Origin of the sequence: Streptomyces caniferus, assembly GCF_009811555.1 — a bacterium.
GTDB lineage: Bacteria > Actinomycetota > Actinomycetes > Streptomycetales > Streptomycetaceae > Streptomyces > Streptomyces caniferus.
Genome location: NZ_BLIN01000005.1, coordinates 2,537,051 through 2,559,173 on the forward strand (window position 1 = coordinate 2,537,051; position 22,123 = coordinate 2,559,173).

Sequence of the window (22,123 nt, forward strand, 5' to 3'; positions counted from 1 at the left end):
CTCCTTACCCGCCAGTACATTGACGCCATGTCTAATACGGCCTCGTTGCGGCCCCAGCCGGCCGCGTCCGAGCACACCCCGCTGAAGGCCCGCAACGTCGCCTTCGACTGGACGGACACCCCGCTGCACTGGATCCCCGGCGATCCGTCCAGCACCCACACCATCAACGTGCTGCACCTGCTGCTGCCGGCCGGCGAGCGCTGGTTCGTACACGTCTACAAGCAGGCGCTGCCGTACATCCGCGACCCCCGGCTGCGGGAGGACGTGATCGGGTTCATCGGCCAGGAGGCCATGCACTCGCAGGCGCACGACGACGTCCTGCCGCATCTCAAGGCGCAGGGGCTGGACCCGACTCCGTACACCGCGCAGGTCGACTGGCTCTTCGAGAAGCTGCTCGGGGACCGCACCCTGCCGCCCGGACGGGCCCGCCGCTGGTGGCTGCTGGAGCGGGTCGCGACGATCGCCGCCATCGAGCACTACACCGCGTTCCTGGGCGACTGGGTGCTCAACGCCGGGGCCCTGGACGCCAAGGGAGCCGATCCGACGATGCTCGATCTGCTGCGCTGGCACGGCGCCGAGGAGGTCGAGCACCGGTCGGTGGCGTTCGACCTCTTCCTGCATCTGGACGGCGGCTACCGGCGGCGGGTCCGCACCTGGGCCACGGCGTTCGCCGCGCTGGTGTTCCTGTGGCAGCGCGGCGTCCGCTTCTTCCTGGCCCACGACCCCTCGCTCGACGACGGCCGGGCCGGCCTCCGCGAGTTCGTGCGCGGCGGGAGGGAGGGGGTACTGCCGACCGTCGGGGCCATGGCCCGGTCCATTCCCCAGTACCTCGGCCGCGACTACCACCCCTCCCACCACGGCAGCACCGCACAGGCCCTCGCCTACCTCGCCGGCTCCCCCGCCGCGACCGCGGCCGAGGCCCGTACCGCCGGAGGTGCCTGAGATGGCCCGGATCCCAGGAATCCGTACCGCCGTGGTGGCCGCCGCGGCGGCGCTGCTCGCCCGGCGGGCGCTGCGCCGCCGCGTCCAGGCGTCCCCGCTGTGGCCGCTGCCCGCACTGGATCCCCCGGTCTCGGGGCGGGGCCGCGCGGACACCGGGGCCCGGCGGCTGCGGGTGGCGGAGCGTACGGAGGAGGCCGAGGGGGTGGTCCGGCTGCGCCTGGAAGGGGAGGACCTGCCGGACTGGGAGCCGGGGGCGCACCTCGATCTGGTGCTGCCGTCGGGGGCGGTCCGCCAGTACTCGCTGTGCGGGGAGCCCGCGGAGCCGGGCTCGTACACCATCGCCACCCGCCTGATCGAGGACGGCCGGGGCGGTTCGCGCGAGGTGCACGAGCACCTGCACGAGGGGGCGGTCGTGGAGGTCCGCGGGCCGCGCAACCGCTTCCCGCTCCGGGACAGCCCCGCCTACGTCTTCCTCGCGGGCGGTATCGGCATCACCCCGATCCTGCCGATGGTGCGGCAGGCCGAGCGGACGGGCGTGCCGTGGCGGCTGGTGTACGCCGGGCGGTCGCGGGCCTCGATGCCGTTCCTGGCGGAGGTCGAGAAGCTGGCGGGGGCCGGCGCGGACCGGGTGACGGTGGTGGCCGAGGACGAGGACGGGCGGCCAGACCTCGCGGCCGTGCTCGCCGCCGCCCCGCCGGACGCGGCCGTCTACTGCTGCGGTCCCGAGCCGCTGAGGGACGCGGTCGCGGCACTGCTGCCGACCGTGACCGGGGGACTGACCCTGTACACCGAGCGCTTCGCGCCGGCCGCCCCCGCGCCGGCGGGCGGGAACGCGCCGTTCGAGGTGGAGCTGCGGCGCACCGGCCGTACGGTGTCGGTGCCCGCGGACACCAGTGCGCTGCGGGCGATCCGCGCCCAGGCGTTGCCCGATCTGCCGTACTCCTGCGAGCGGGGGTTCTGCGGCACCTGCCAACAACGGGTGCTGGCCGGAGAGGTGGACCACCGCGATGACCTGCTGACGGACGCTGAGCGTGCGGACTCGCTGCTGATCTGCGTCTCGCGGGCCCGCGGCGGGAATCTTGTGCTCGATCTGTGATTCCACCTGTGATTCCGTGCCGCGCCCCAGGTGGTTAGGCTGGTCGGCATGACCACCGGGGCGCGCCGCAGGATGGGCGTCGAGGAGCGGCGTGAGCAGCTGATCGCCGTCGCACTCGACCTCTTCAGCCACCGTTCCCCCGAGGACGTGTCGATCGACGAGGTCGCCGAGGCGGCCGGCATCTCCCGGCCGCTGGTCTACCACTACTTCCCGGGCAAGCAGCAGCTGTACGAGGCCGCGCTGCGACGGGCCGCCGAGGAGCTCACGGCCCGGTTCGTGGAGCCGCACGAAGGCCCGCTCGGGGCGAGGCTGTTGCGCGTCATGGAGCGCTTCTTCGACTTCGTCGAGGAGCACGGACCCGGCTTCTCGGCCCTGATGCGCGGCGGCCCGGCGATCGGTTCGACCCGCACCAGCGCCATGATCGACGGCGTCCGGCAGGCCGCCTACGTGCAGATCCTCGCCCATCTCGGCATCCCCGACCCCGCCCCCCGGCTGGAGTTGGTGGTCCGCTCCTGGATCTCACTCGCCGAGACCACCGCCCTGCTGTGGCTCGAAGGCCGCCCGATTCCCCGCACGGAGCTGCAACGCCAGCTGGTCCACGATTTCGCTGCGCTGGCCGCGGTGAGTGCGGCGTACGACGAACGGATGGCCCGCGTCGTCCGCCAGATCCTCGCGGACGAGCCGGCGGACGGCATGTTCGCGGATCTGGTGGGACGGTTGGTGGCGCTGCCCGAACCGGTTCGCTGCGCTTAGCTTGCGTCCCACGTTTTTGTCTTTGGCGCCGTGGTGGTTGCTCGCCGTGTGTCGCCCGCTGACGCGGTGCCCGTCCGCTGCGCTTTGCCTGTCCGCTGCGCTTTGCCTGTCCCGCCGTGGTGGTTGTTCGCCGTTGCGCCTGCGGCGGGCGGGGCCGCTGCGCGGGGCTGTCGGGTGCGGTGACGGGCCTGCGCGGGTGGGGGTGTCCGGACTGCTTCGCTTTACGTCCGGACACCCCCACCCGCGCAGGCCCGTCACCTCCCGTTGAGGGGTGGGGAAAAGCCAGGTGAAGGTGCAGGCAAGTGGTCCAGTGCGCCTCGCGGGTCATACCGAAACGCCTGTCGGCGGCCCGCCCCCACCGGCCTTCACTCACTCCCCCCACGGGAGGGGACGGGCCGGAGGGGCAGGGGTGTGGGACGTAAAGCGAAGCAGTCCCACACCCCTGCCCCGCAGGCCCGTCACCGCACCCACAGCCCCGCGCAGCGGACCCCGGCCCGCCGCAGGCGCCACGGCGAGCGCACCGCGCAGCGGGCGGGCAACGGCGAGCAACCACCACGGCGGGACAGCCGACAACGTGGGAAGCCGCCACCAGGCGCAACCCCCACGGCGGGAAAGACAAAAACGTGGGAAGGAAAAACCAGCCTCAGCCGCGCCGGAAGACCGCCACCGTGCGGGCCGGGACGTTGAAGGTGCCCGATGGGCGGTCGTAGGAGGCGGTGGTGGTGGTCCGGTCGGCGCCGTGGGCCTGGAGGGGGTGCAGGGCGTAGTGCTCGCCGGCGAGGGCGTGGAGGGTCTGGGCCTGGCGGTGCGGGGTGGCGTTGAAGACGACGACGAGGTTGCCGAGGCGCATGGTGATCACGCCGGGGGTCTCGTCCTTCCCGGAGAGCGGGAAGGAGAGGGCCGACTGGACGCGGGCCGTGGTGGCCAGGCCGAAGGCCGGTTCGGTGGCGTGGATGCGGAGCAGGTCGCGGTAGGCGGCGGAGGTGTGGTCGATGGCGGCGCAGCCGGGGCGGAGGGCGGGGTCGGCGAGCAGGGGCCGGGCGTAGGGCCACTTGTCCTTGTTGCCGGCGGCCGGGGGCAGCCCGCGGCCGAAGCCGTTGCCGTCGGCGCAGTTCCAGTGCAGGGCGTTGAACCAGTCGCCGCTGTCGAAGGAGTTGCGGTCCAGGGACTTGGAGCGCAGGAGGTCGGAACCGGCCTGGGAGAGCGCGGGCCCCTGGGAGAGGGCCGCGGTGGCGAGCGCCAGGACCTGCATCCGGCCGCGGTCGGCGGCATCGGTGTGCTGCGGGAGTTTGTAGGCGAGGGCGTCGTAGAGGGTCTCGTTGTCGTGGGCGTCGGCGTAGGCGAGGGCGTCACCGGGGGCGGCGGCGTAGCCGGCCGGGGCGCCGTTGTAGTCGACGCCGGAGCCCTTGACCCGGTGGCCGGTGCTGTCGGTGAAGGTGTAGTCGGCGAGGTTGCCGGTGAGGCCGATCTTGATGAGGTCCTGGTAGTGGAGGAGCCGGGCGCGCTGCTCGGACGGGTTCCCGTTCCCCTTCGAGGAGTTGGGGTCGGTGTACAGGCCCGAGGCGAAGCCCTGGATGCCGGGGTCGCCGTCGAAGGGGCTGCCGCCGCGTACCGCGTCACGGGCCCGGTCGCTGAAGGTCGCGATGCCGGTCCCGGCCATGTTCCGCTGGGTGGCCTGGACGAAGCGGGCGTCGTTCGCGGCCTCGCCGAAGTTCCAGCCCTCGCCGTAGAGGACGATGGATTGTCCGTCGACACCGTCCTTGCGCGGGGTCAGCGCGTCCAGCGCCTTGCGGACGGCGAGGATGTTGGCCTTGGGGTGGTGCCCCATGAGGTCGAAGCGGAAGCCGTCGACCTTGTACTCCTTGGCCCAGGTGACGACGGAGTCGACGACGAGCTTGCCCATCATGGTGTGCTCGGGGGCGGTGCCCGAGCAGCAGGTGGAGGTGGCGACGCTGCCGTCGTCCATGAGCCGCTGGTAGTAGCCGGGGACGATGCGGTCCAGTACGGAGTGCGGGTCCTGGCCGCTCGCGGCGGTGTGGTTGTAGACGACGTCCATGACGGTGCGCAGCCCGGCGCCGTTCAGCCCCTGGACCATGCGGCGGAACTCGACGGTGCGGGCCGGGCCCTCCGGGTCGGAGGCGTAGGACCCTTCCGGGACGGTGTAGTGGAGCGGGTCGTAGCCCCAGTTGTAGGCGTCGCGGGCGGCCGTCTTGCCGACGCAGTCCTGCTGGCGGTCGGAGTCGGGGGCGTACGAGGCCAGGTCGCAGCCGGGGCGGGCCTGGTCGGCGGGCCGTTCGGGCGTGGTGGCGAAGTCGAAGGCCGGCAGCAGATGGACGTAGGACGTGCCGGACCGGGCGAGGGAGCGCAGGTGCCCCATGCCGTCGGAGTGCCGGTCGGTGAAGGCGAGGTAGCGCCCCGGGTGGCGGGAGGTGCGGTCCGCTATGGAGAAGTCGCGGATCTGCAGCTCCTGGATGCGGGCGCGGCGCAGCGGCACCGCAGCGGGCTTCGTCAGCCGTGACCAGCCGGCCGGGGCGAGTTTCGGGTCGTCGAGGTCGGTGACGAGGCTGCGGGCCGAGTCGGCGGTCAGGGCGGTGGAGTAGGGGTCGGTGACCTTGTTGGTGACGGTCCGGCCGACGCTGGGGACCCAGACGGTGACGAGGTAGCGGTACGGCTTTCCGGCCCAGTCGCGGGCGCCCCGGACGCGCCAGATGCCGGTGGTGTCGTCGCGCCGCATCGGGACCGTACGGCCGTCGAGTTCGAGGGCGACGGTGCGGGCGGTGGGCGCCCAGACGGAGAGGGTGGGGCGGCCGTGGTCGAAGTCCGGCCCCAGGGTGGCGTGCTGGGCACGGGTGCCGTAGAGGTCGTCCAGTACGCCGGGTATCTGCACGCCGGTGGTGGTGCGCCCGCCGTCGGCGGTGCGCTGGGCGGCGAGGAGTCTGCCGCGCACGGCGGCAGGGGCCAGGCCGCGGTCGCGGGGGTCGACGGTGAAGGCGGGGTAGCCCGTCAGATGCGGATGGGCGAGACGTTCGGACGGGCTGAGGGTGCCGGGGGTGAGCCGGATGCGCTTGCGGTGCGTCCCGAACTCCAGCTGGGCGGCGGCGTGTTCCGCGCCTTTCCAGACGACGGTGTCGCGGTCGATCCACTGGGCCAGGGCCTGGTCCGCGGGAGGCGGGGCGGGCGCGGCGGTCGCGGAGGACGCGGCGGGAAGGGCGGCGGCGCAGAGGACCAGCGCCATGGCGGCGACGGTACGGCGGAGGGGGCCGTTCACGAAGAGGCTCCTTCGGAGGAGGGCGTACGGGTGGTGGGTGGCGGGGGGATGCGGGGCGTGCGGCGGGCACGCCCCGTGGACGGAGGGGCCCAGTCAACGGACGGGCCTCGTGGACGGACGGGCGCCGTGGACGGACGGGCGCCCGGCGCCCCGCGGCCCGCGCCCGGATCAGGAGCAGCCCGTGCGGGCCCCCGTGTGCAGGGCGAGTGCGGTGTTCGGGCCCAGCGTCGCGGTGAAGCGTCCTGAGTCGTCCACCGTCACCGCCCGGCCGCTCTGCACATCGCAGTAGCCGCCGGCCGGCAGCGCGGTCTGGAAGGTGCGGCTGAGGGTGGTGGTCTCATGGTTGATCACCACGAAGCCGTTGCTGCCACGGCCGAAGGCGATGGCGTCGGCGCCGTTGTCCCACCAGTGGGTGACGGCACCGCCGCGCACGGCGTTGCGGAAGGCCACCATGCTGGCGACCTCGGGCCACTTGTGCTGGCACTTCCAGCCGTCCTGCCAGCAGGCGTTCACCTTTCCCCCGTTGGGCGGCCCGGCGTCCCGGTCGGTGAACTCGTAGCCGGAGTGGACGTCCGGTGAGCCGTAGGGCCAGGCCAGCATGAAGACATGGGCGAGGGTGTAGTCGGCGCCGTCCTTGTAGGTGAGGGTGTCGCCGCCGCGCTCGGTGTCGTGGTTGTCGACGAAGACCGCGGCTCCGGCGGACGGGAGGTAGCCCCAGCCCTCGCCGTAGTTCTTGAGGTAGGCGAGGTTCTCGTCCCGGAAGACCCGCTTGAGGTCGCGGGCGTAGCGGAACTCCTGTACGTCGCCGGTGCCTTGGTACTCGGCCGGGGAGACGGCCTCGCCCGCGCCGTAGATGGCCTCCTGCTTCCAGTAGGCGTGCGGATCGCTCAGCCGGCTCTTGATGTCGGCGAGGTCGTCGGCCGGGATGTGCTTGGCGGCGTCGATACGGAAGCCGTCGACGCCCAGGGACAGCAGGTCGTCGAGGTAGGCGGCGATCCGGCCGCGGACGTACGGCTCGCCGGTGTCGAGGTCGGCGAGACCGACGAGTTCGCAGTGCTGGACGTTCCAGCGGTCGGCGTAGTTCGAGACGGGTGCCGTGCAGTCGTCGAAGTCGAAGACCGAGTAGGTGCCCGGGTAGTCGTACTTGGTGTACGAGGAGCCGCCCGTGCCCGTACCGGAGCCGGACGCCATGTGGTTGATGACGGTGTCGACAACGACCTTGACGCCCGCGCCGTGGCAGGCGGCGACCATGTCCGCGAACGCCGTACGGTCGCCGAGCCGCCCGGCGATCCGGTAGCCGACCGGCTGGTACGAGGTCCACCACTGCGGTCCCTGGATGTGCTCCTGGGGCGGCGACACCTGGACGTAGCCGTATCCGGCCGGGCCCAGACTGCTGCGGCACTCCGCGGCGACCGAGTCGTAGCGCCACTCGAAGAGGACGGCGGTGACGTCCTTGGCGCCGGGCGGAGCGGCCGCCGCCGGCTGCGGCATCAGGACGGCCGCCGCGCCCGCCACGAGGGCGAGGGCGGCAGCCGCGGGTCTGCGGGCGGCGTTTCTGATCCGGTGGAGCACGGTTCCTCCTGAGGGGGTGGAGTGACCTTGCTCGGCAACGCGCCGTGCCCGGAAGGCCGTTGAAAGGCGCCGGTGGGGGCGACGGCGCCGGTGTTGCTGACGGTTCTAGCCGCCGGAACCAGTTGCTGCAAGACCTTACGCAAGACATTGCAAGGGTGTTACGTTCCCTGACGAGCGCCGGTCCGGCCGACCGGAGGCCCGCCCTGCGGGTCCACGCGCCCGGACGGCCGGACCGGCGCGCCAAGCGGCTCTCCGTGCAGGCGGTCTCCTCGGCATGCGCCTGGCAGGTGAGGGCCGGCCCCCGTCACTCCGGGCGCATATGTCGCGGGTGACGGCGCGCCAGGGACCTCGGCGCGCGTTCGCGGGGGTGAGCAGGCGGGGAGCAGACAGGATCCCGACGCCGGGGCCGGGATCCGCGATGCGGTCTCCTCAGCGGCTGTCGGCGGCGCGGCGCCGGCTCCTGCGCCACGAGCCGATCCAGAAGGCGACGGCGCCCGCGACAAGAGCGCCGACGATCGGCAGAACCAGGTCCCGGGTGTCCTGGCCGGTGGTCGCGGTGTCACCCGTCGCCGCACCGTGGGCCGCGGACGAGGTCCGCTCAGGTGTGACGCCCGAGGCCGTCGCACCCTTGGCGTTCGTGCCCGAGGTGCCGGACGTGGCCGAGGTACCGGACGGGCCCGAAGTGCCGGACGTGGCCGAAGTGCCGGACGTGGCCGAGCGGGTGGCCTTCCCCTTCCCCGTGATCTCGAACGACCCCACGACGTTCTTCTGCCCGGCGTTCAGCCTGCAGCGCACGTCGGCCTGGCCCAGAACGCCGCCGCCGGCCTTCTTCCCGACGACGTGCAGGGAGATGTCGCCGACGGTGATCCGCGCGATGCCCGGCCGGCTGAAAGTGAGAGCGGGCGCGGCGCCGGTCGCCGCGACCGTGAAGGAACCGGACGCCGGGATGCCGGTCTTGGTGATGCCGAGGGGAACGCTGATGCGCCTGTCGCCCTGCGGCGCGGACACGCCGACCTTCGCGGCCACCGTGCCCTCGACGGTCCTCACACCGAACAAGCGGAGCTTCGCCGTGAGATCCGCGTCCACTGTCGTCCGCGCACCGATGGCGAATTTCCGGCTGGCTTCGTGGACCCTGACCGACTCCGGAATATCCGCATCGATCTTTACCATTAGCGGCTGGTTTTTGATCACCGGCACTTTGCAGGTGTACTTCATTGTGCGAGAAGCCGGTTGTGCGGCCGCGGTGCCGGCTCCGGAAACTCCCACGATTCCGACGGCGGCCCCTAATGCCGTCACCACCCCAAGGGCGGTCCTCACCCTTGGCTTTCCCGTCCTGCGCCTGGCAGCCAATTGGCACCCCCGTGAGTTGTTCCGCCGTGTGTCCCATCGGGACGCGAACGGCGGGTGTTACCGGAATCAAGACGCCCTTCTGGTCGCGGACGGTTCCCGGTATGTTCCGGGTCCGCCCTGCCCGGTGAACCCGATCGGCGAAAGGCGTGGTGCGGCTGGGAAACCTGGGTCAGGTGGTCTTGGAGTCGCGCATGGCGGAATTGGTAGACCGCGCCGGCCTGGCGCAATACACCTCGCCGGTGAGCGTCGTCCAGGAAAGCGATCACTGCCCAGGGCAGTCGGCCTGTCAGCGGCAACCACATACGCGACAGGGCCACCCACTGGCCCCAAGCGGTGAAACTCAGCCCGTATCCGAGCCCGCCCCCGAACGCCGCCTCGATCCCGAACACGAGCCCGGCCAGGAGCCCGCGGACAGGCCCGGGCATGAGCACGCCGACAGGGCCGGAGAGGAGCCCGAAGCCGAGCCCGGCCGGGATCCCGATCACGAGCATCCACACGAGCATGTGGAAGACCACGTTCTTGCGGTTCGTGCTCAACAGTTCCGAGGCGCTGACCGCGGATCCGATCTCGATGGGAGCTTCCAGCCAGGCCATGATGCCGAGTACCAGTCCGGCACCGAGCCCGAGTTCGAGCGGGAACAGGATGGCGCCCAGGAGCCCGCCGTCTAGTCCGTCGTCGAACCCCAGCGGCGCGACCAGGCACCTGTCCAGGAACACCAGCACGAGCGCGAACAGGAGCCCGAACCCGAGGCCCAGCAGGGACCTGGGGAGGAACGTGTCACGCGTCTGTCTGGTCCCGCCGAAGATCTGCAGGCGTACGCGCGACGGCTCACGTGGGGCGCCCCCGGACACGAAGCCGTACACGAATCCGAAGACCAGCCCGGCGAGGAGCCCGTGCAGGAGCCCGACCGCGAGGCCCCGGCCGAGTGCGAACCCGAGGCCGTGCTCGGTCGCGAGCAGGTCCACGGGGAGGTTCCCGATCCCGGTCGTCACCCCGAAGGCCAGTGCGGCCAGGAACCCGACGACGAGCATGCGCGAGGAAAGGCGCATGGTGGTGCCCAGTTCCCACCAGGCGAGGTCGCGGGTGTCGAGCTCGTGCAGGTGCGCGGCGAGGTAGCCGAGCCAGCGCTGGGCGCGTTCGGGGTGCCGGCGGCGGCGACGGCTGGTGCCGCGGCCGGTCGGTGTGGGGTCGTAGACGGCGGGGATGAAGGCTGCCAGGAGGTGCTCCTGCAGGGCTTCCGGGGAGGCGAACTTCCGGACGTCCAGAAGGTCTGAGGGCCGGCGCCCGGGAGTGCCTCGGTAGACGGTGCGGGCCAGGGCGACCATCAGCGGGGTCGCGAACACCTGGGCGAGGTTCGCCGCGCCCGGACCGTCCGGCTCTTCACGCAGCCGGGCCAGGACCGGCTGCCACGCGGTACTGTCCTCGCCGCCCTCTCTGACCGGCCGGCTGCCCCGGTGCAGGTAGTCGGCGTAGTCGTCCACGGTGAGGTCCGCCAGCTCGATGACGGCGGCTTCGGTGAGCACGCCGTTGTCCTCCACGACCCGGCTGTACTCCGCGGGGCGGGTGGTGAGGAGCAGCGGCATCGTGGTGCGGTTGAGCGCTCGGAGCGCCGCACCGTGGAGGCCGCTTGCGATCTCGTCGAAACCGTCGAGAACAGGAAGGATCTTGTCCTCGTCGAGCAGGAGACCGGCCAGGTTCCCCCGCTTCCCGGCGGGAGCGTCCAGGAAGGGGTAGTCGCGCACGAGTTGGCCGCACAGCCAGTCGTCCAGTGAGGTGGTGACCGGATCCCATGACCCCAGACCGAAGATCACCGGCACCCGGTCGCCGGCGGCGCGGGCCTTCAGCCGGTCGAGGACGAAACGCAGCGTCAGGACCGTCTTGCCCGACCCGGCCTCCCCCAGCACGACCAGCCGACGGGACGGAACGGACTCGTAGACCTCCACGATCCGGTCGAGCCGACCGTCCAGCGGGAGGGGCTCCGCGACCGTCCCGAACGGGGCTCGGCGGATATTGGCCCAGTGATCGAACACATTCCGCTCGGTGCACCCGAAGCGCACGGCGAGCGGGGACGGGTCCCCCACCCGCTGCCACCGCCCCTCGCGACGCCATTGCTCAGACACCTCGCGGGCAAGCTTCCCGGCCGCCTCCCGCACCTCCGGCGCATCGTCCGGCTCCGGTGTTTCCGGCCGCGGAGGCGACAGCTGCGGGAGCTGGGTGAGCCGGTCGGCATCGGCCGGCAGGCCGATCAGATCGTTGAGTGCGCTGATCCGGTCCGGAGCGAGGCGGTACCAGCGCTTCACCTGGCTCGCCGCGAACCTGCCGAGCCCGTCGAACCGGTGATGCTCGCTGACCACCCCGATCACGTACCCGCCGCTCCACACCGCGGCCCCCGACATCCCCTCCCAAGGGGAACGGTCCGGCTCGGGGTCGTACTCAGGAGGCGCCACGGAGATCTCCAGGCTCCCCGCGCGCAGGTACGACAACGGTGTGGTCGTGCCGCGCGCGTGGTGCGAATCCCGGTACCACGGGGGATCGTCACGGTCCGTCGACGCACTGTCGAGGCGCAGCCGGAACCGTGGAAAACCCAGCGCTTCGCACTCCACGGGCTGCGTGATCGCGGCGAACCGCACCGGCCGGACCTCGGCGGCGCCCGGTCCGCCCGCGCTCGTGTCCCTCGCGATCCTGAGCACCGCGATGTCCATCGCCGCGTCCGCCCAGACCGGCTCGCCGGACACCTCCGTCGTGCCACCGTCCTCGGTGAAGAAACGCAGCCGTACGGAGACCGCGTCACTCACCACATGCGCGGCGGTGAGCACCGCATGCCCACTCACCTGGTAGCCCGACCCACGCCGCCCCGGGCCCGCCCGCCGCGTGGTGAGGACCTGGACCACCCGCCCCGCGTCGAGCCCGTCCGGCTCGGCAGCCCTGCCGCCCGCGGGATTCATTGCTCGTTTTTGCCGGAGATTCCGGAGACGTACGCCGGGTTGCCCGACCGTGTGAGGGTCGGCTGCAAGGCCAGCGTGATGCGCTGGGTCGAGGTGGCGCCGACCGTCGCGTCCGCACCGGACTCCACCACCCAGAACCGCACCTTCGCCCCCGCGTGCCCGGTCCGCTCCAGAGCGACCGACACCTCCAGCTCGATCGTCCCCAATTCGAAGCGCAGCGCCGCACCTTCCGCCGCGACGACCGCCTCCTCCAACTCCTCCCGCAGATCCCTGATCACACTGGCCAGCTCGATCACTGCACGCCCCTTCGCCCCGGGCTCACCACCGGTAACCGGTCGGTCACCGAGGACTTTAGTCCCGCCATGCGGGCGCTGGCCGCCTATCACCACCAATCCCCTGGGAAATCCTCCTCTACAGGTCGAGTTCGGCACGGACCACCTTGCCCACCGGGACCCGGTCGAGCACCGTCCAGCGGGTGGCGAGCGCGGCCACCAGCAGCAGGCCGCGGCCGGTTTCGGAGTCGGGTGGCGGGGGCGCGCACGTGCCGGGGTCGGGCGGGCGCTTCTCGGTGCGGGTGTCGGCGACCTCGATCCGCAGGGTGCCGGGGCGCGCCGAGCCCGGCATGCGCATCAGGCGCAGCTCGAAGTCCCGGCCGGGCACCCGGCCATGGGTCGCCGCGTTGGCGGCCAGTTCGCCGACGATCAGGGCGACGGCCTCGGACACCTCGCCGCCGTACGGGAAGCCCCAGACGTCGAGCTGCTGGAGCGCGAGGTAGCGGGCGAGCCGGGCGCCCCGCCGGGTGGAGCTGAAGCGCTGGGTGAACGTACGTACGGTGACGGGGGTGCGGGCGCCGCCGCCCGGGGTGAGCTGACTGTGCATGCGGGCAACGCTGCTGGTCGGCCCGCTCGCCGACCAGGTACCCGACTCGTACACCCGGAACTGTACGAGTCCGGAGTGTGGACGGGACGAGTAACGGGGCGTAACGATGGGTGACTTGCGGGGTCGGACCAGTGACTGCGGAGCACCGACATGGAAGACACCATCACCACCACCCTCACCGACCGCTACGACGGCGGCGGCGAACCCGAACCGTCCGACAGCCTGCGCATCTTCGGGGCCGTGTACCAGGCACTACGGGAGAAGGCCGGGTTCACCCAGGAGTCCCTGGCGCCGGAGATCCAGTACTCGTCGCACTACATCGCCTCGGTGGAGCAGGGGCGGCGGCTGCCGTCGAAGACGTTCGTCGAGCGTTCGGAGGAGGCGTTGGACGCGGGTGGGGTGCTGCGGAAGGCGGCCAAGCGGCTGTCACGGCAGCGCGGGCTGGCGTCCTGGTTCCGGATGTGGGCCGAGCTGGAGAAGGAAGCGGTGAGTCTCAGCACCTACGAATGCCGCCTGGTCCCCGGCCTGTTACAGACCGAGGCGTACGCGCGGACGCTGTTCGAGCAGCGCTTGCCCCTGCTGACCGATGAACAGGTCGAGGTCCAGGTCACGGCCCGGCTGGACCGGCAGCGGCTGCTGGCCGAGCGGCAGAACACCGCCTTCAGCTTCATCATCGACGAGCACGTCTTCCAGCGCCGGACCGGCGGCACGGAGGCCGCACGGGGGCTGATCGACCACGTGCTGGAACGGACCGCGCTGCGGAACGTCGAGCTACAGGTGATGCCGCTGGAGCGGGAGGTGCACGCGGGCATGAACGGGCCGATGCAACTGCTGGAGACCGAGGAGAACCAGCGGTTCTGCTACTGCGAGGGGCAGGAGAGCGGCCAGTTCATCGCCGACCCGAAGACCGTCACCACCCTCCATATGCGCTATGCGAAACTGCGGTCACAGGCCCTCACCCCCGACGACTCCCGGGGCCTGTTGACGAGGATGCGAGGAGCGCTATGAGGACCGGCGGCGAACTGGCGTGGTTCAAGAGCAGCTACAGCGGCAGCTCCGGCGACAGCTGCGTGGAGATCGCCCTCTCCTGGCGGAAGTCCAGCTACAGCGGCGACTCAAGTGGCGACTGCGTCGAGATCGCCGCCTGCCCCACCACCGTCCACGTCCGCGACTCCAAGGACAAGGGCGGGCCGCAGCTCGCCGTGCCCGCCCCGGCCTGGGCGGAGTTCGTGGCGTACGCGGTAAGGCGGGGCCACCGGGCGGGCTGAGTGCCGGCCGACCCGTCGCGGCGGTTCACCTGTCCCTGACCCGAGTGGTACGCCGGGTGCCGCCGTGGATGAAGATGAGCACATGAATGACAACGGGGGCCCCGCACCGCGTCCGCACGATCCCACGAGCTTCCGGCTGCAACCGCCGCAGCCCGCCCAGGCTCCGCCCACGGAACACTCGCAGGCTCCGGCAGCCGCACAGGCCGCACCGCCGTCGTCCGATCCGGGCGCGGGCCGGCTCGTGGCGGGCCGCTACCGGCTGCTGAGCAGGCTCGGGCACGGCGGCATGGGCACCGTGTGGCGGGCCCGGGACGAGGTGATGGACCGCGAGGTGGCGGTCAAGGAGTCCCGGATCCCCGACCACCTGCCGGAGCGGGAGCGGGCCGGGCTCTTCGAACGGATGCGGCGCGAGGCACGGGCCGCGGCCCGCCTCGACCATCCCGCGGTGGTGAACGTCCATGACGTCGCCGTGGAGGAGGGGCAGCCGTGGATCGTCATGGAGTTCGTCCAGGGACGCTCCCTCGGCGACGCGCTCCAGGAGGGCACGCTCGGCGCGCGCGACGCCGCCCGGATCGGGCTGGAGGTGCTGGGCGCACTGGAGGCCGCGCACGCCGCCGGGATCCTGCACCGCGACGTGAAGCCGGACAACGTCATGCTCGGCCGCCACGACCGCGTCGTCCTCACCGACTTCGGCATCGCGCAGATCGAGGGCGAGACCAAGCTGACCGAGACCGGCGGGTTCGTCGGCTCCCCCGAATTCATCGCGCCCGAGCGGGTGTTGGGGCAGCAGCCCGGCAGCGCCTCCGACCTGTGGTCGCTCGGCGTCGTGCTGTACGCGGCGACGGAGGGCGTCTCGCCGTTCCGCCGCACCAACACCCCCGCCACGCTGCAGGCCGTGCTGAACGCGGCCCCGGCAGCCCCGACCGCGGCCGGTGGTGGTCCGCTGGCCGAGGCCGTCCAGGGTCTGCTGCAGAAGGATCCGGCGCACCGGCCGAGTGCGGCGCAGGTGCGCGAGCTGCTCGAACGCGCTGTGCAGCCCCCGCCCCCGGTCGTGCGGACCGGCGATCCGGAGGCCGGTCAGGGTGTCCGCCTCGGCCGCAAGGCACTCCTCGGGATCGGCGCCGGAGTCGTGGCACTGGCGGTGGCGGCCTACCTGGTGCTCGCGGATCCGTTCGCCGGGCCGTTGCCCGAGGGATGGAAGATCCGCCAGGAGGCGGGGACGCTGAACGCGGACGTCGCGGTGCCCGCCGGCTACCTCCGGATCCCGGACGAGGACGACCCCTCCGTGATGACGTACAAGGATCCCAGCGGTGCGGTCACCGTCGAGCTGACCCGGTGGGACCACGTACGGCAGAAAACCGACATCTCGGGGACCGCCGACGCCCAGGCGTTCAAGGACTCGGACGCGATCAAGGGCGGCTCCTTCTCGGGGTCGGGGACCTCGATGTCCTCGGACACCAAGGCCCGCAGCAGCACGGACGCCAATGTCACGTACCAGGGCCGCGATGCCGCGCTGAACACCGTCACCTACGGCACGAGCGGCTCCGGTGTGGACATCGACGGGGACGTCCCGCGCGAGGCCAAGGCGTTCTACTACCGGACCCACGCCGGTGACATGTACCGGTTGTGGGTGGACTACCCGGGCAAGGGCGACGTCACCGCCCGCGGCCGCGAGGTCGCCCGGGTCGCGATCGCCAACCTGGACCTTCACAAGCCCTGAGGCCGCTGTACGCCGTCCGGCCCGGATGGCCGCCCGCTGCCGCCGTGCGCGGCGGCGGGGCCGCCCCGCCCGCGGTCTACCGGCCGGCGGCCTCCTTGAGGGTGTGGGCGACCAGGGCGTTGGCGTGGCCGTGGCCCAGGCCGTGTTCGGTCTTGAGCCAGGCCACCAGCTCCATGTGCCGGGTGAGCGGCGAGGCGGTGATCAGGCTCTTCCACTCGGCTATCGGGCGGCCGTACTTCTTCTCGATCGACGGGAAATAACTCGCGGGGCCCTGCACGGTGTTGGTCATGGAGGCAGCATGGCACCCCCCACTGACAATCCGGCGGGCCCGCGTGCGCACCTGCCCCGGGACGCGCGGTCAGGTCCGCAGCGGACCCGTCGACCCCCGCACCACCAGCTCCGGCTGGAAGACGAACTCCGTGCGCTGGGGCGGGCTCTGGCGGCCCTGGGCGCGTTCGTGGATCTCCTCGATCAGGGCGCCGACCGCCGCCGTGGCCATCGCCTGCACCGGCTGGCGCACCGTGGTCAGCGGCGGGTCGGTGAAGGCGATCAGCTGCGAGTCGTCGAAGCCGACGACCGAGATGTCGCCCGGGACGTCCAGACCGCGCTGGCGGGCCGCGCGGACGACGCCGAGCGCCATCAGATCGCTGCCGCAGACGACGCCGGTGCAGCCCTGGTCGAGCAGTGCGGCGGCGGCCGCATGGCCCCCCTCCACGCTGAACAGGGTGTGCTGGACGCGCCGTTCGGCCTGCCCCCTCGACAGGCCGAACGACTCGCCCAGCGCCGCCGCGAAGCCCTCGGCCTTGCGGCGGGAGGGCACGTAGCGGGCCGGGCCGACGGCCAGCCCGATCCGCTCGTGCCCCAGTTCGGCCAGGTGGCGTACGGCCATCCGGGCCGCCGCGCCGTCGTCGGGTGAGACGAACGGCGCGTCGATGTGCGCGTTGTAGCCGTTGATGAGGACGTACGGGACGCCCCGGGCCGCCAGCCGGGCGTAGCGGGACGGGTCGGCGCCGGTGTCCGCGTGCAGGCCGGACAGGAAGACGATGCCGGTGACGCCGCGCTCCTCCAACTGCTCGACGAGTTCGTCCTCGGTGGCTCCGCCCGGCATCTGGGTGCACAGCACCGGGGTGTAGCCGTGGCCCGCCAGTGACTGCTCGATGATCTGGGCGAAGGCCGGGAAGATCGGGTTGGTCAGCTCCGGGATGACCAGCCCTACCAGGCCGGCGCTGCGCCGTCGCAGCCGTACGGGGCGCTCGTAGCCGAGGACGTCGAGCGCGGCGAGCACCCGCTGCCGGGTGCCCGCCGCCACGCCCGCCTTGCCGTTCAGGACCCGGCTGACGGTCGCCTCGCTGACCTGCGACTGGGCGGCGATGTCGGACAGCCGGGGGGTGGCAGGGATGTCGGGCAGGGTCACTCCTCCCACCAGACGGCGGTGTCGGCGGGCAGCTCGACGTCCCCGTCGGATGCGTCCAGTTGACGGGAGGAGAGCAGCGGCCGGCCGGGGGCGGGCAGGCGGGCCGGGGCGTCGGTCGTGTTGACCGTGCAGACCAGGCCGCCGGGGCGCCGGAAGGCCAGGACGCCGTCGGGGGCGTCCAGCCACTCCACGGAGTCCCCCGCGCCGAGGCCGGGGTGGGCGCGCCGCAGACCGAGGGCGGTGCGGTAGAGCTCCAGGGTGGAGGCCGGGTCGCCGGTCTGGGCCTCGACGGTGAGCGGTGCCCAGTCGGCGGGCTGCGGCAGCCAGCTGCCGCCGTCGCCGAAGCCGTACGGGGCCGCGTCGCCGCTCCAGGGGAGCGGGACCCGGCAGCCGTCGCGCAGCCCGTCCTGGCCGGTGGCCCGGAAGAAGGACGGGTCCTGGCGGACCTCGTCGGGCAGGTCGGTGACCTCGGGCAGGCCCAGTTCCTCGCCCTGGTAGAGGTAGGCGGAGCCGGGCAGCGCCAGCATCAACAGGGTGGCGGCGCGGGCGCGGTCCGGGCCGCCACCGAGGCGGGTGCGGTGGCGTACGACATCGTGGTTGGACAGCACCCAGGTGGTGGGGGCCGCCACCGGGCGCATGGCGTCGAGGGAGGAGTCGATCGCCTCGCGGAGGGCCGCCGCGTCCCACCCCGTGTTCAAGTAATGGAAGTTGAAGGCCTGGTGGAGTTCGTCGGGGCGGACGTAGAGGGCGGTGCGGTCCGCGCTGGGTGCCCAGGCCTCGGCGACCGCGATCCGCTCGCCGGAGTACTCGTCGAGGACGGTGCGCCAGGAGCGGTAGATGTCGTGGACGCCGTCCTGGTCGAAGAACGGCAGGACCTGGTTGCCGAGCAGTTTCAGCTGCTCGCCGTGGCCCATGTCGGGCAGGCCGGGAGCCTTGACCAGGCCGTGGGCGACGTCCACCCGGAAGCCGTCCACGCCCAGGTCCAGCCAGAAGCGCAGGATCGAGCGGAACTCGTCCTGGACGGCGGGGTGGTCCCAGTTGAAGTCGGGCTGTTCGGGGGCGAAGAGGTGGAGGTACCACTCGCCGTCGGGCACCCGCGTCCAGGCCGGGCCGCCGAAGAGGGACTCCCAGTCGTTGGGCGGCTCCTCGCCGTTCTCACCGCGTCCCTTGCGGAAGTGGAAGCGCTCGCGGATCGTCGAGCCGGGGCCCTCGGCGAGTGCGCGGCGGAACCATTCGTGCTGGTCGGAGCAGTGGTTGGGGACGAGGTCGACGATGATGCGCAGGCCGAGGCGGTGGGCCTCGGCGATGACGGCCTCGGCGTCGGCCAGGGTGCCGAACATCGGGTCGATGGTGCGGTAGTCGGCGACGTCGTAGCCGGCGTCGGCCTGCGGGGAGGCGTAGAACGGGCTGAGCCAGACGGCGTCGACCCCCAGGTCGCGCAGGTACGGCAGCCGGTCGCGGATGCCCGCCAGGTCCCCCATACCGTCGCCGTTGCCGTCGGCGAAGCTGCGCGGATAGACCTGGTAGATCACCGCGTGGCGCCACCAGTCGGTGGCAGGAGTGACGTTGTGCTGAGGGGTCATGTCATCCCTTGGTGGTGCCGGCGGTCAGTCCGGCGACGAGGTGGCGCTGGGCGAAGGCGAAGACGAGTGCCGCCGGTACGGCGATGATCACGGCGGCGGCGGTCATCGAACCCCAGTCGTTGGTGTACTGGTTGACGAAGGTCTGCAGGCCGCCGGCGAGCGTCAGGTTCTCCTCACCGGTCATGAAGGCGGAGGCGTAGGCGACCTCGGCCCAGGCGGTGACGAAGGTGTAGAAGCCGGTGACCGCGAGCCCCGGTCTGGCGAGCGGGAGGACCAGGCGCCAGAAGGTGCCGAAGGGGTTGAGGCCGTCGACCCGTCCGGATTCGTCGATCTCCACCGGGATGGTGTCGAAGTAGCCCTTCATCATCCAGGCGCAGAACGGGACGGCGATGGTGAGGTACGTGATGACCAGGCCCGCGGGCTGGTTGAGCAGGCCCAGGCTCGCCAGCAGGTTGTACAGCGGCACGATCAGCACCGCCACCGGGAACATCTGGGTGATCAGCAGCAGCCACATCAGCGGGCGCATCCCGGGGAAGCGGAAGCGGCTGACGGCGTAGCCGGTGGTGGCGGCGATGAAGACGCCGAGGACGGTGGTCAGCCCGACGATGATCACGGAGTTCTTGAACCAGGTCAGGAACTCGGTGTCGGCCAGTACGTGGGTGTAGTTGGCGACGGTGAAGTGGGTGACGAGGCTGGTGGAGAAGGCGTCGTTCCTGGGCTTGAAGGACGTCACCAGCAGCCAGAGCGGCGGGAAGACGGCCACGACCGCGGCGAGGGCGAGGGCCGCGTGCAGGCCGGCGGACGCCAGGCTGGAGCGTTCGTTGCGCTTGCGGGGCGTGCGCGCCGCATTCGTGCGCGCCGTGCCGGTGGGCGGGGTGCTCGTACGTGTCGTACGCGTGCGGGACGTGCTCGTGGGGGTCATGGTCACCACACCTCTCCCTGCTTGCGCAGCGCCCGGCGGTAGACGACCGCGACGACCGAGAGCAGGACCAGGATCAGGACGCCCCAGGCCGCGGACTCGGAGAAGTTGCGGGGGCTGTCGAGGAAGGAGAGCCGGTAGGCGTAGGTCACCAGGATCTCGGTGGCGTCGCCGGGGCCGCCCCGGGTCAGCAGGAAGATCACCGGGAACATGTTGAAGGTCCAGATGGTGGAGAGCAGGATCACCGTGCTGCTGACCGCGCGCAGTCCGGGGACGGTGATGTTGCGGAACCGCTGCCAGGCGCCCGCGCCGTCCATCTCGGCGGCCTCGTACAGCTCGCCGGGTATGGACTGCAGGCCGCCGAGCAGCGCGACCAGCATGAAGGGCACGCCCAGCCAGACGTTGACGGCGATGACCGAGAGCTTGGCCCAGGTCGGGTCGTTGAGCCACGGGACGGCGTCGATGCCGCCGCCGGCCAGCAGCTTGTTGAGGATGCCGTTCTTCTCGTTGTAGAGCATCCGCCAGGTGAAGACCGAGATGAAGGCGGGGATGGCCCACGGCAGGATCAGTGCCAGGCGGTAGAAGGTGCGGCCGCGCAGCGTGCGGTTGAGCATGTTCGCCAGGGCGAGGCCGATCAGGAAGGTCAGCGAGACGCAGCCGACGGTCCATACGACGGTCCAGCCCAGACGGTCCCAGAAGACGCCGTCGGACAGCACGGCCTGGTAGTTGTCCAGGCCGGTGAACTTGTAGGTGGCGGGGAGGTGGTTGACGCCGATGTTCCGCTCGACGTTGGCCTCATTGGCGTCGGTGAGCGAGAGGAAGACGCCGCGCACCAGCGGATAGCCGATGATCACCCCGATGACGAGTACCACCGGGGCGACCATCGTCCATGCGTACCAGTGGGTGCCCAGCGCCCGGCGCACCCGTACAGCAACGGTCACTTGTAGTCCTTGAGCAGCTTCCGGTAGGCGTCGCCGGTCGCCTTGGCGGCCTGCTCGGGCGTGGCGGAGCCGGTGAGCACCTTGTTCATCTGGACCTTGACCGGCTCGAAGAGGGAGTTGCCCTCGGCGATCCAGGGGCGCTGGACGGCGCCGTCGACGGCGGGCTTGAAGAACCTGACCATCTCGTTGTTCTTGACGGCCGGCACCTCGTACACGGACTTGCGGGTGGGCAGCAGGCTGAGCTTCTCGTTGGTCTGCTGCTGGACCGTGGCCGAGCTCATGTACTTGACGAAGGCGTAGGAGGCCTGGAGGTTCTTGCTGCCGGCGTAGACGGAGAGGTTCCAGCCGCCCTGCGGGGAGCCCTGGGCCTTGGAGCCGGCGGGCACGGGGGCGACGCCGAGGTTCGCCTTGTCCTTGAAGGCCTTGCCGGCGCGGGCGCCCTCGATGTCCCAGGGGCCGTCGACGGCCATCGCGACGGTGCCGTCCTTGAGGGCCTTGAGCTGGTTCTCCTGGCCGTCGGTGGCGTCGGTGACCGCGGCCTTGGAGTCGACCAGGCCCTTGATGGTCTGGAACGCCTTGACGCCGGCGCCGTCGTCGATCTCCACGACCTTGTCGCGGGCGTCGACCATGTCACCGCCCTCGCCGTAGAGGTAGGGCAGGAACCAGTAGGGGTCGTCGCCGCGCAGGTAGAGGGCGGTGGCGCCGGTCTTGGCCTTGATCTTCTTGGCCGTCTTGGCCAGCTCGTCGAAGGTCTTGGGCACCCCGACGCCGGCGTCCTTGAGGAGCTTCTTGTTGTAGAAGAGGCCGAGGGTGTCGATGACCTGCGGCGCGGCGTAGGTCTTGCCCTTGAACTTCGTGGAGCCGACGGCCTGCGGGAGATAGTCGTCGGTCTTGTCGAGGGCGGGGGTGTTGTCGAGGGGCGCGAGGTAGCCGAGGTTGGCGAAGTCGGCGACCCAGGCGACCTCGGTGCGCATCACGTCGGGGGCGCCGGAGTTGCCGCCGGCCGCGTTCTTGAACTTGGCGTTGGCGTCGCCGAACGGCACGTTCACATAGTTGACGTGGACCTTCGGGTGCTCCTTCTGGAAACCTTCGGCAAGCTTGCGGTACGTCGCCTTCTCGGCGTCGTTGGAGGTGTCCCAGAAGGTAACGGTTCCGGACAGTTCGCCCCCGCTGTTGCCGCCACTGCCGCCGTCACCTCCGCCGCACGCCGTCGCCGCCAGTGCCAGGCCCGCTACCAGCGCGGTGGCCGTTACGCCCCGTATGCCACGCCGCATGTGAACTCCTTAGGGAAATGCCTCAGATGGCGGTCAGGAACGTAACAGCGCTGAAAACAAACCGAAAGACCTTGCGGCAAATTTCTGCAAGACCGTGGGAGCGAATTGCAACGAGATGGCTGGAACAGGACCCTCCGGGCGCGCCCGGCACCGTCACCCCGCGCCCGTCCGAGCGTTGATTTGGTGAAGGCACCGACGC

Annotated in this window: 18 protein-coding genes; 6 read left to right on the forward strand and 12 right to left on the reverse strand. The window is 71.5% G+C overall.

Annotated features, from left to right (window positions below; all coding sequences use genetic code 11):
- The first annotated feature begins 27 nt into the window (after window positions 1–27).
- From Scani_RS27705 to Scani_RS27715, 3 genes are read left to right on the forward strand one after another with little or no spacing between them, the layout of a single operon-like run.
- Window positions 28–942 carry a metal-dependent hydrolase gene (locus tag Scani_RS27705; protein ID WP_159480533.1) on the forward strand — a complete coding sequence of 305 codons (915 nt, stop codon included), beginning with the start codon at window positions 28–30 and terminating at the stop codon, window positions 940–942.
- A 1-nt stretch (window position 943) separates the two neighbouring features.
- Window positions 944–2,038 carry a PDR/VanB family oxidoreductase gene (locus Scani_RS27710; protein ID WP_159480534.1) on the forward strand — a complete coding sequence of 365 codons (1,095 nt, stop codon included), beginning with the start codon at window positions 944–946 and terminating at the stop codon, window positions 2,036–2,038.
- 48 nt (window positions 2,039–2,086) lie between these two features.
- Complete coding sequence (locus Scani_RS27715; RefSeq protein ID WP_159480535.1) at window positions 2,087–2,791, forward strand: TetR/AcrR family transcriptional regulator; 705 nt, start codon at window positions 2,087–2,089, stop codon at window positions 2,789–2,791.
- A gap of 643 nt (window positions 2,792–3,434) precedes the next feature.
- On the opposite strand, the gene pulA is transcribed toward Scani_RS27715, so the two are convergent.
- The 6 genes from pulA to Scani_RS27745 all read right to left on the reverse strand — a co-directional run bounded on the left by pulA (window position 3,435) and on the right by Scani_RS27745 (window position 12,805).
- Window positions 3,435–6,026: a pullulanase-type alpha-1,6-glucosidase gene (gene pulA, locus Scani_RS27720; protein WP_159482409.1), complete on the reverse strand. Its 2,592-nt coding sequence runs from the start codon at window positions 6,024–6,026 to the stop codon at window positions 3,435–3,437.
- Between the two features lie 201 nt (window positions 6,027–6,227).
- The gene (locus Scani_RS27725; RefSeq protein ID WP_159482410.1) at window positions 6,228–7,550 is read right to left on the reverse strand and encodes an alpha-amylase; all 1,323 of its coding nucleotides are present in this window, start codon (window positions 7,548–7,550) and stop codon (window positions 6,228–6,230) included.
- Window positions 7,551–8,060: 510 nt separating this feature from the next.
- Window positions 8,061–8,846: a DUF6801 domain-containing protein gene (locus Scani_RS27730; protein ID WP_308686624.1), complete on the reverse strand. Its 786-nt coding sequence runs from the start codon at window positions 8,844–8,846 to the stop codon at window positions 8,061–8,063.
- Window positions 8,847–8,944: 98 nt separating this feature from the next.
- Window positions 8,945–11,926: an NACHT domain-containing protein gene (locus Scani_RS27735; protein ID WP_218039209.1), complete on the reverse strand. Its 2,982-nt coding sequence runs from the start codon at window positions 11,924–11,926 to the stop codon at window positions 8,945–8,947.
- Window positions 11,923–12,222, reverse strand: a complete 300-nt coding sequence (locus Scani_RS27740) for a trypco2 family protein (protein ID WP_159480537.1) — start codon at window positions 12,220–12,222, stop codon at window positions 11,923–11,925. Before Scani_RS27740 ends, Scani_RS27735 begins: the two co-directional genes overlap by 4 nt.
- Window positions 12,223–12,337: 115 nt before the next feature.
- Complete coding sequence (locus Scani_RS27745; protein ID WP_159480538.1) at window positions 12,338–12,805, reverse strand: ATP-binding protein; 468 nt, start codon at window positions 12,803–12,805, stop codon at window positions 12,338–12,340.
- 150 nt (window positions 12,806–12,955) lie between these two features.
- On the opposite strand from Scani_RS27745, the gene Scani_RS27750 reads away from it, so the two are divergent.
- The 3 genes from Scani_RS27750 (at window position 12,956) to Scani_RS27760 (ending at window position 15,793) form a co-directional block, all read left to right on the forward strand.
- The gene (locus Scani_RS27750) at window positions 12,956–13,813 is read left to right on the forward strand and encodes a helix-turn-helix domain-containing protein (protein WP_159480539.1); all 858 of its coding nucleotides are present in this window, start codon (window positions 12,956–12,958) and stop codon (window positions 13,811–13,813) included.
- Window positions 13,810–14,073, forward strand: coding sequence for a DUF397 domain-containing protein (locus Scani_RS27755; RefSeq protein ID WP_159480540.1), 264 nt, complete (start codon window positions 13,810–13,812; stop codon window positions 14,071–14,073). Before Scani_RS27750 ends, Scani_RS27755 begins: the two co-directional genes overlap by 4 nt.
- Window positions 14,074–14,155: 82 nt before the next feature.
- Complete coding sequence (locus Scani_RS27760) at window positions 14,156–15,793, forward strand: serine/threonine-protein kinase (protein WP_159480541.1); 1,638 nt, start codon at window positions 14,156–14,158, stop codon at window positions 15,791–15,793.
- A gap of 76 nt (window positions 15,794–15,869) precedes the next feature.
- On the opposite strand, the gene Scani_RS27765 is transcribed toward Scani_RS27760, so the two are convergent.
- From Scani_RS27765 to Scani_RS27790, 6 genes are all read right to left on the reverse strand, one after another.
- On the reverse strand, window positions 15,870–16,082 hold the full coding sequence (locus Scani_RS27765; RefSeq protein WP_159480542.1) for a DUF4287 domain-containing protein: 213 nt from the start codon (window positions 16,080–16,082) through the stop codon (window positions 15,870–15,872).
- A 69-nt stretch (window positions 16,083–16,151) separates the two neighbouring features.
- Window positions 16,152–17,216, reverse strand: coding sequence for a LacI family DNA-binding transcriptional regulator (locus tag Scani_RS27770; protein WP_167538145.1), 1,065 nt, complete (start codon window positions 17,214–17,216; stop codon window positions 16,152–16,154).
- Window positions 17,204–18,790, reverse strand: coding sequence for a glycoside hydrolase family 13 protein (locus tag Scani_RS27775; protein ID WP_159480544.1), 1,587 nt, complete (start codon window positions 18,788–18,790; stop codon window positions 17,204–17,206). The genes Scani_RS27770 and Scani_RS27775 overlap by 13 nt, the downstream gene beginning before the upstream one ends.
- Before the next feature lies 1 nt (window position 18,791).
- Window positions 18,792–19,712, reverse strand: coding sequence for a sugar ABC transporter permease (locus Scani_RS27780; protein WP_246296188.1), 921 nt, complete (start codon window positions 19,710–19,712; stop codon window positions 18,792–18,794).
- Between the two features lie 2 nt (window positions 19,713–19,714).
- Window positions 19,715–20,593 carry a carbohydrate ABC transporter permease gene (locus tag Scani_RS27785; RefSeq protein ID WP_371872438.1) on the reverse strand — a complete coding sequence of 293 codons (879 nt, stop codon included), beginning with the start codon at window positions 20,591–20,593 and terminating at the stop codon, window positions 19,715–19,717.
- Window positions 20,594–20,646: 53 nt separating this feature from the next.
- A complete protein-coding gene (locus Scani_RS27790) occupies window positions 20,647–21,924 on the reverse strand; it encodes an extracellular solute-binding protein (protein ID WP_159480546.1) in 1,278 nt (425 codons plus the stop codon).
- Window positions 21,925–22,123 lie beyond the last annotated feature (199 nt).

Excerpts from the sequence above, each read along its gene's own strand:
- Scani_RS27780 (WP_246296188.1), bottom strand. The coding sequence starts at position 19,712 with ATGACCCCCACGAGCACGTCCCGCACGCGTACGACACGTACGAGCACC.
- Scani_RS27710 (WP_159480534.1), top strand. The coding sequence starts at position 944 with ATGGCCCGGATCCCAGGAATCCGTACCGCCGTGGTGGCCGCCGCGGCG.
- Scani_RS27765 (WP_159480542.1), bottom strand. The coding sequence starts at position 16,082 with ATGACCAACACCGTGCAGGGCCCCGCGAGTTATTTCCCGTCGATCGAG.
- Scani_RS27705 (WP_159480533.1), top strand. The coding sequence starts at position 28 with ATGTCTAATACGGCCTCGTTGCGGCCCCAGCCGGCCGCGTCCGAGCAC.
- Scani_RS27775 (WP_159480544.1), bottom strand. The coding sequence starts at position 18,790 with ATGACCCCTCAGCACAACGTCACTCCTGCCACCGACTGGTGGCGCCAC.
- Scani_RS27745 (WP_159480538.1), bottom strand. The coding sequence starts at position 12,805 with ATGCACAGTCAGCTCACCCCGGGCGGCGGCGCCCGCACCCCCGTCACC.
- Scani_RS27790 (WP_159480546.1), bottom strand. The coding sequence starts at position 21,924 with ATGCGGCGTGGCATACGGGGCGTAACGGCCACCGCGCTGGTAGCGGGC.
- Scani_RS27725 (WP_159482410.1), bottom strand. The coding sequence starts at position 7,550 with ATGCCGCAGCCGGCGGCGGCCGCTCCGCCCGGCGCCAAGGACGTCACC.
- Scani_RS27760 (WP_159480541.1), top strand. The coding sequence starts at position 14,156 with ATGAATGACAACGGGGGCCCCGCACCGCGTCCGCACGATCCCACGAGC.
- pulA (WP_159482409.1), bottom strand. The coding sequence starts at position 6,026 with ATGGCGCTGGTCCTCTGCGCCGCCGCCCTTCCCGCCGCGTCCTCCGCG.
- Scani_RS27730 (WP_308686624.1), bottom strand. The coding sequence starts at position 8,846 with ATGAAGTACACCTGCAAAGTGCCGGTGATCAAAAACCAGCCGCTAATG.
- Scani_RS27755 (WP_159480540.1), top strand. The coding sequence starts at position 13,810 with ATGAGGACCGGCGGCGAACTGGCGTGGTTCAAGAGCAGCTACAGCGGC.
- Scani_RS27715 (WP_159480535.1), top strand. The coding sequence starts at position 2,087 with ATGACCACCGGGGCGCGCCGCAGGATGGGCGTCGAGGAGCGGCGTGAG.
- Scani_RS27750 (WP_159480539.1), top strand. The coding sequence starts at position 12,956 with ATGGAAGACACCATCACCACCACCCTCACCGACCGCTACGACGGCGGC.
- Scani_RS27785 (WP_371872438.1), bottom strand. The coding sequence starts at position 20,593 with ATGGTCGCCCCGGTGGTACTCGTCATCGGGGTGATCATCGGCTATCCG.
- Scani_RS27735 (WP_218039209.1), bottom strand. The coding sequence starts at position 11,926 with ATGAATCCCGCGGGCGGCAGGGCTGCCGAGCCGGACGGGCTCGACGCG.